The organism is Actinacidiphila rubida (assembly GCF_900110255.1).
GTDB lineage: Bacteria > Actinomycetota > Actinomycetes > Streptomycetales > Streptomycetaceae > Actinacidiphila > Actinacidiphila rubida.
Window position 1 is genome coordinate 1 of record NZ_FODD01000101.1, and the last position, 5,547, is coordinate 5,547.

Consider the following 5,547-nt stretch of genomic DNA (forward strand, 5'->3'; position numbering starts at 1 on the left):
CCTTGACCTCGTCGATCGACTTCGCACCGAAGTTGCGGATGTCGAGCAGGTCGGCCTCGGAACGGGCGACGAGCTCACCCACGGAGTGGATGCCCTCGCGCTTGAGGCAGTTGTAGGAGCGGACGGTGAGTTCCAGCTCCTCGATCGGCAGGGCGAGGTCCGCGGCCAGAGCGGCGTCCGTCGGGGACGGACCCATGTCGATGCCCTCGGCGTCGACGTTCAGCTCGCGGGCCAGGCCGAACAGCTCGACCAGGGTCTTGCCGGCCGACGCCATCGCGTCACGCGGCCGCATGGCCTGCTTGGTCTCGACGTCGACGATCAGCTTGTCGAAGTCGGTGCGCTGCTCGACACGGGTCGCCTCGACCTTGTAGGTGACCTTGAGCACCGGGCTGTAGATGGAGTCGACCGGGATGCGGCCGATCTCCTGGCCCTGCTGCTTGTTCTGGACCGCGGAGACGTAGCCGCGACCGCGCTCGACGGTCAGCTCCATCTCCAGCTTGCCCTTGGCGTTCAGGGTGGCCAGAACGAGGTCGGGGTTGTGCACCTCGACACCGGCCGGCGGCGCGATGTCGGCGGCGGTGACGACACCCGGGCCCTGCTTGCGCAGGTACATCACGACCGGCTCGTCATGCTCCGAGGACACAACCAGCTGCTTGATGTTGAGAATGACGTCGATCACGTCCTCCTTGACGCCCGGCACGGTGGTGAACTCGTGCAGGACACCGTCGACGCGGATGGACGTGACCGCCGCACCCGGGATCGAGGAGAGGAGCGTACGACGCAGCGAGTTGCCGAGGGTGTAGCCGAAGCCCGGCTCCAGCGGCTCGATCACGAACCGGGAGCGGAACTCGTCGACGACCTCTTCGGTCAACGAGGGACGCTGAGCAATCAGCATGTGTTCGGTCCTTCAGTCGTGGGCGCCCGCTATTTGACGCCCCCTGTACTACGAGGGTACGGGCGGCACGGCCCGGGGCTCCCGAAGGAGCCCGCGGAACGCGCCGCCCGTGACCGTGAGCGCTGCTCGGATTACTTCGAGTAGAGCTCGACGATCAGCTGCTCCTGCACCTGGGTGTCGATCACCTGGCGCTCGGGCAGGCTGTGCACGAGGATCCGCAGCTTGGCGGCGTTGGCCTCCAGCCACGCGGGCACGGTCTTGTCGCCGGCCTCGCCCTGGGCCACCTGGAAGGGGACCAGGTTCCGCGAGGCCTCACGGACCTCGACGATGTCGTTCACGGCGACGCGGGCCGACGGGATGTCGGTCTTGCGGCCGTTCACGGTGATGTGTCCGTGACGCACCAGCTGACGCGCGTGGTCGCGGGACTTGGCGAAGCCGGCCCGGTACACCACGTTGTCGAGACGGCTCTCAAGGATGCGCAGAAGGTTCTCACCGGTCTTGCCGGTCTTCTGGTTCGCCTCCTTGTAGTAGTTCACGAACTGCTTCTCGAGGACACCGTAGATACGCGCGCACTTCTGCTTCTCACGCAGCTGAAGCAGGTACTCGCTGTCCTTGGTGCGCCCGCGCCCGTGCTCACCCGGGGGGTAAGGACGGATCTCGATCGGGCACTTCGCGCTCTCGCACTTAGCTCCCTTGAGGAAGAGCTTCTGCTTCTCCCGACGGCATCGCTTGCAGTCGGCCCCGGTGTAACGCGCCATTGTCTTGTATCTCCTGTTTCAGCTGGTCAGACGCGGCGGCGCTTCGGCGGGCGGCAGCCGTTGTGCGGGGTCGGGGTGACGTCCTGGATGGACCCGACCTCGAGGCCGGTGGCCTGCAGCGAGCGGATCGCGGTCTCACGGCCGGAGCCGGGACCCTTGACGAAGACGTCCACCTTGCGCATGCCGTGCTCCTGCGCGCGGCGGGCGGCCGACTCGGCGGCCATCTGCGCGGCGAACGGAGTGGACTTGCGCGAGCCCTTGAAGCCGACGTGGCCGGCCGAGGCCCAGGAGATCACGTTGCCCTGCGGGTCGGTGATCGAGACGATGGTGTTGTTGAACGTGCTCTTGATGTGGGCGTGCCCGTGAGCGACGTTCTTCTTTTCCTTGCGGCGCACCTTCTTGGCTGCGCCCTGACGGCCCTTAGGAGGCATGTCCTGGATTCTCCCGGTGGAGGTGGTCGGTCCTACAGCGAAGACCGCTTATGGCGTGGTCCGCTGAGGACTACTTCTTGCCCGGCTTCTTCTTGCCGGCGATGGCGCGACGCGGGCCCTTGCGGGTGCGGGCGTTGGTGTGAGTCCGCTGACCGTGGACCGGCAGGCCGCGACGGTGGCGCAGGCCCTGGTAGCAGCCGATCTCGACCTTGCGGCGGATGTCGGCCTGGATCTCACGACGGAGGTCACCCTCGGTCCTGAAATTGGCGTCCACGTACTCGCGCAGCTTGACGAGGTCTTCCTCGGCAAGGTCGCGGACACGCGTGTCCGGGTTCACACCGGTCTCGGCGAGGACCTGCTTCGAGAGCGAGCGGCCGATGCCGAAGACGTAGGTGAGGGCGATCTCCACGCGCTTCTCACGCGGGAGGTCAACGCCTGAAAGGCGTGCCATCTTCTGGGCTCCTGATGGGTTTCGGAGGTCTTCCACAGCACCGGCTCCCGCTCGCCGTACGAGGTACGAGACGGGTCCCCGGCCTCCGCCGGGGGTGCCGTCGCCCGGGACGGACGACGGGTGCTGCGTATGTACGTGTGTGCGTCGCGCGAAGTCTGCGAGTGCGTGTCGGTGTGCGTCAGCCCTGGCGCTGCTTGTGGCGCAGGTTGTCGCAGATGACCATGACCCGACCGTGACGGCGGATCACCTTGCACTTGTCGCAGATCTTCTTGACGCTCGGCTTGACCTTCATGGGTCTGAGGTTCTCCGGGTCTTGAGATCTACTTGTATCGGTAGACGATCCGTCCGCGCGTCAGGTCGTAGGGAGACAGCTCCACAACGACCCGGTCATCCGGGAGGATCCGGATGTAGTGCATCCGCATCTTGCCGCTGATGTGCGCGAGGACCTTGTGACCGTTCTGCAGCTCCACCTTGAACATCGCGTTCGGCAGAGACTCGATCACGGTGCCCTCGATTTCGATGGCGCCTTGCTTTTTGGCCATGTCCTGCTTTCGGGATCGGCTACCGGGGTCGGCTCCGGACATGCCGGAAGACACGCGGGGCCGACGTATGAGTCTACGGCACGCCTCCCGGAAACACGAATCCGGGGTAATCCGGGGAATCTGCCCACCGTGGGTGATCATCATGCGGGCCGGGCCGCACCGGATGGACGGCGAGCGGCCCGCGGGTCACGCCAGCGGGTCGGGCGCCGCCGTGATGCCGTACTCGGCGAGCTTGGCCCTGCCGCCGTCGGGCGCCGTGAGCACCAGCGGGCCCTGCTCGGTCAGCGCCACCGAGTGCTCCCAGTGCGAGGACCACGAGCCGTCGTCGGACTTCACCGTCCACTCGTCCTCGAGCACGTGGGTGTGCGGGGAGCCGAGAGTGACCATCGGCTCGATCGCCAGGCACACCCCGGGCACCAGCTTGATGCCGCGGCCGCGCTTCTTGGTGACGTAGTTCAGCAGGTGCGGGTCCATGTGCATCTCGGTGCCGATGCCGTGGCCACCGTACTCCTCGACGATGCCGTACTTGCCGGTGGCCGGCCGCGGCTGGCGGCGGATGTACGTCTCGACGGCGCGGGAGATGTCCTCCAGCCGGTTGCCCTTGCGGAACGCGGCGATGCCGGCCCACATGGACTCCTCGGTGACCCGGCTCAGCTCGATCAGCTCCGGCGCGTGGCCGCTGCCCACGAAGCAGGTGAACGCGGCGTCGCCGTGCCAGCCGTCGACGATCGCGCCGGCGTCGATGGCGATCACGTCGCCGCTTTTCAGCACGGTCTCGCGGTCCGGGATGCCGTGGACGACGACGTCGTTGACCGAGGTGCAGATGTTGCCGGGGAAGCCGCCGTAGCCGAGGAAGTTCGGCTTGGCACCGTGGTCGGCGATCACCTTCGCGGCGATCTCGTCCAGGTCCTTGGTGGTGGCGCCGGGCACCGCGGCCGCACGGGTCGCCTCGTGGATCGCCGCGACGACCAGTCCGGCCGCCCGCATCTTCGCGATCTGCTCCGGGGTCTTGATCTCCACCATCGCGGCCGACGCCTTCCTTCACTCCGCGGCCCCGGGGTTCCCGGGCCCATCTGCCTGTTCAACCATACGGCCGTGGTGCCCACCGGGGCACCACGGCCGTATGCCGTGCTGGGTGTCCTGCTGTCCTGCCGTGTCCTGCCGCCCGACCGTCGTGCCGGTCCGGCCCGTCGTGCCGCTCAGCCGTCCTCGCGCCGCAGGGCGTCCATCGCGCGCTGCGTCACCTCGGCGACCGGGCCGAGCGCGGAGATCGTGACCACCAGGTCCTGCTGCTTGTAGTAGTCGATGATCGGCTCGGTCTCGCGGTGGTAGACCTCGAGGCGGTTGCGGACCTTGTCCTCCGCGTCGTCGCTGCGCTGGTACAGCTCGCCGCCGCACACGTCGCACACGCCCTCGGTCGCGGGCTGCTTGTACTCGACGTGGAAGACGTGCGCGCTGTCGTTGCGGCACACCCGGCGGCCGGCGATCCGCTTGACCACCTCGTCCTCGGGGACCTCCAGGTCCAGCACGCCGTCCAACTCGATGCCGTGGGCGGCCAGATAGGCGTCCAGCGCCCGCGCCTGGAACTCGTTGCGCGGGAAGCCGTCGAGCAGGAAACCACCGGCGGCGTCCGCCTGGTCCAGCCGGTCCTCGGCCATGCCGATGGTGACCTCGTCGGGCACCAGGTCGCCGGCGTCCATGTACGCCTTGGCCTGCTTGCCCAGGTCGGTGCCCCGGTTGATGTTGGCGCGGAACAGGTCGCCCGTGGAGATGTGCGGGATCGACAGGTTCTTGGCGAGGAACGCGGCCTGCGTCCCCTTGCCGGCGCCGGGCGGCCCGACCAGGACAATTCGCATCAGCGGAGGAACCCTTCGTAATTGCGCTGCTGGAGCTGGCTCTCGATCTGCTTCACCGTTTCCAGACCCACACCGACGATGATGAGGATGCTGGTGCCGCCCAGCGGGAAGTTGCCGTTGCTCCCGTTGAAGATCGCGATGGCGACGGTCGGAACGAGAGCGATGAGACCCAGGTACAGCGCACCCGGCCACGTGATGCGGTTGAGCACGTAACTCAGGTACTCGGCGGTGGGGCGGCCTGCCCGGATACCCGGGATGAACCCACCATACTTCTTCATATTGTCGGAGACTTCTTCGGGGTTGAAGGAGATCGCGACGTAGAAGAAGGCGAAGAAGACGATGAGCAGGAAGTAGGCCGCCATGTAGATCGGGTGGTCGCCCTTGGTCATGTTGCGGCTGATCCACTGCGCCCAGCCGGCCGTCGATCCGGAGAACTGGACGATGAGCGCCGGGATGTAGAGCAGCGACGAGGCGAAGATGACCGGGATCACGCCCGCCTGGTTGACCTTCAGCGGGATGTAGGTGGACGTCCCGCCGTAGGAACGCCGGCCGATCATGCGCTTCGCGTACTGCACCGGGATGCGGCGCTGCGCCTGCTCGACGAAGACCACGAG

The 5,547-nt window shown here is 67.1% G+C and carries 9 protein-coding genes; all 9 read right to left on the reverse strand.

Going from position 1 to position 5,547, the window contains the following annotated elements; translation table 11 throughout:
- Nucleotides 1–895: DNA-directed RNA polymerase subunit alpha (locus BMW99_RS38795; protein WP_075018416.1), on the reverse strand; the 895-nt coding region annotated here is incomplete at its 3' end.
- A gap of 131 nt (nucleotides 896–1,026) precedes the next feature.
- Nucleotides 1,027–1,653, reverse strand: coding sequence for a 30S ribosomal protein S4 (rpsD, locus tag BMW99_RS38800; RefSeq protein ID WP_069462137.1), 627 nt, complete (start codon nucleotides 1,651–1,653; stop codon nucleotides 1,027–1,029).
- Nucleotides 1,654–1,679: 26 nt separating this feature from the next.
- Nucleotides 1,680–2,084 (reverse strand): 30S ribosomal protein S11, encoded by a 405-nt coding sequence (gene rpsK, locus BMW99_RS38805; protein ID WP_037912406.1) that lies wholly within the window; start codon nucleotides 2,082–2,084, stop codon nucleotides 1,680–1,682.
- 70 nt (nucleotides 2,085–2,154) lie between these two features.
- Entirely contained in the window at nucleotides 2,155–2,535 is a 381-nt protein-coding gene (gene rpsM / locus BMW99_RS38810) for a 30S ribosomal protein S13 (protein WP_069462138.1), read from the reverse strand.
- A gap of 178 nt (nucleotides 2,536–2,713) precedes the next feature.
- Nucleotides 2,714–2,827 carry a 50S ribosomal protein L36 gene (gene rpmJ, locus BMW99_RS38815; RefSeq protein ID WP_003956441.1) on the reverse strand — a complete coding sequence of 38 codons (114 nt, stop codon included), beginning with the start codon at nucleotides 2,825–2,827 and terminating at the stop codon, nucleotides 2,714–2,716.
- Between the two features lie 28 nt (nucleotides 2,828–2,855).
- Complete coding sequence (infA, locus tag BMW99_RS38820; protein ID WP_003956442.1) at nucleotides 2,856–3,077, reverse strand: translation initiation factor IF-1; 222 nt, start codon at nucleotides 3,075–3,077, stop codon at nucleotides 2,856–2,858.
- Nucleotides 3,078–3,263: 186 nt separating this feature from the next.
- Nucleotides 3,264–4,100: a type I methionyl aminopeptidase gene (gene map / locus BMW99_RS38825; RefSeq protein ID WP_069462139.1), complete on the reverse strand. Its 837-nt coding sequence runs from the start codon at nucleotides 4,098–4,100 to the stop codon at nucleotides 3,264–3,266.
- A gap of 176 nt (nucleotides 4,101–4,276) precedes the next feature.
- Nucleotides 4,277–4,933: an adenylate kinase gene (locus BMW99_RS38830; RefSeq protein ID WP_069462140.1), complete on the reverse strand. Its 657-nt coding sequence runs from the start codon at nucleotides 4,931–4,933 to the stop codon at nucleotides 4,277–4,279.
- Nucleotides 4,933–5,547 (reverse strand): preprotein translocase subunit SecY (locus BMW99_RS38835; RefSeq protein ID WP_143080632.1); only part of this gene is annotated, 615 nt, incomplete at its 5' end. The genes BMW99_RS38835 and BMW99_RS38830, both read right to left, overlap by 1 nt.

Excerpts from the sequence above, each read along its gene's own strand:
- rpsM (WP_069462138.1), bottom strand. The coding sequence starts at position 2,535 with ATGGCACGCCTTTCAGGCGTTGACCTCCCGCGTGAGAAGCGCGTGGAG.
- infA (WP_003956442.1), bottom strand. The coding sequence starts at position 3,077 with ATGGCCAAAAAGCAAGGCGCCATCGAAATCGAGGGCACCGTGATCGAG.
- BMW99_RS38830 (WP_069462140.1), bottom strand. The coding sequence starts at position 4,933 with ATGCGAATTGTCCTGGTCGGGCCGCCCGGCGCCGGCAAGGGGACGCAG.
- rpsK (WP_037912406.1), bottom strand. The coding sequence starts at position 2,084 with ATGCCTCCTAAGGGCCGTCAGGGCGCAGCCAAGAAGGTGCGCCGCAAG.
- map (WP_069462139.1), bottom strand. The coding sequence starts at position 4,100 with ATGGTGGAGATCAAGACCCCGGAGCAGATCGCGAAGATGCGGGCGGCC.
- rpsD (WP_069462137.1), bottom strand. The coding sequence starts at position 1,653 with ATGGCGCGTTACACCGGGGCCGACTGCAAGCGATGCCGTCGGGAGAAG.
- rpmJ (WP_003956441.1), bottom strand. The coding sequence starts at position 2,827 with ATGAAGGTCAAGCCGAGCGTCAAGAAGATCTGCGACAAGTGCAAGGTG.